The following is a 1,052-nucleotide window of genomic DNA, read 5'->3' on the forward strand; positions in this document are numbered from 1 at the left end:
CCTCTTTTTTATCGGTATAGAATGCTTTTCTACATTTAAGCCGAGTTCTGGTTTCATCAGTAAAGTCAATTCGTACACAATCATGGTTAGAATGACTTAGTTTTCAGCTCCATCTTTAGATTTTCGATTTTTTCTTAGTGGTATATGTTGCTTGATGTACTTAAAAAATAATTCTATTTGCTACTTTTGGCTATACATTTTACAGATTTACTCTACAGACACGTTCAGTCGATTCGTAATGATACTTAAATTCGATTACTGTTTTCTCTCGGTCGTAATGAGCCGGAAGAGCTGGTTAAATAGGTTTGGCTACCCAACTATACCAAACAAGTCTTAACTTACTAAATTAGAATATCTCAGCGATAAGTCTTGCTTTTTTCTCAGCCTCTTCCAGAATTTCTTCTCTTTTGGACGGAGCAAAATCGATACCTTCAATAAATAATTGCTCGTAATCTTCAACTCCAACAAACTGGAAAATCCCTTTTAAAAATTGTGCGGAAAAATCTTTCCCACCAAAATACCCACCGTTTGATTGGATATGGAGAGCTTTCTTTCCATGTGCTAGAGCCTCTGCACCCGTTTCTGTATACCTAAAAGTTACTCCAGAAACACAAATATTATCTATCCACGATTTTAAATGGCTTGGAATACCTAAATTCCATAATGCATTTGCTACAACTATTTTGTCCACATCTATATACTGTTGTGTTAACTCATTCATTCGTGTCATTTTCTTTTGCTGAGCATCAGTCAACTCTGGAAATGTTTTTCCTTCTTTTAATGCTATAATACTTGTTAAGATATCCTCATCCAGCTCCGGAATGTCATCGTTAAATACATCAATATATTGAATTTCATCATCTGGATGTGTTTCTTTGTATTTTTCAACAAATACATCTAAGATTTGAACTGAAGTAGATTGATCAGCATTTAATGGGTGTGCTTTTACTACTAATAATTTGGTCATAATTATATATCCTTTCGTCAATATTTGTGAATTATTTCACATTTTTATTATATCAAACTATACTCTTATGTCAAGTGTATTTTGC

At 33.2% G+C, this 1,052-nt stretch carries 1 protein-coding gene; it reads right to left on the minus strand.

The genetic code is table 11. The annotated features are described in order from the left end of the window. Positions 1-346 precede the first annotated feature (346 nt). A complete protein-coding gene (locus tag ACYQ4S_RS11950) occupies positions 347-967 on the minus strand; it encodes an FMN-dependent NADH-azoreductase (RefSeq protein WP_344912051.1) in 621 nt (206 codons plus the stop codon). Between the last annotated feature and the right edge of the window lie 85 nt (positions 968-1,052).

This window comes from Alkalibacterium sp. s-m-28, from assembly GCF_054658175.1.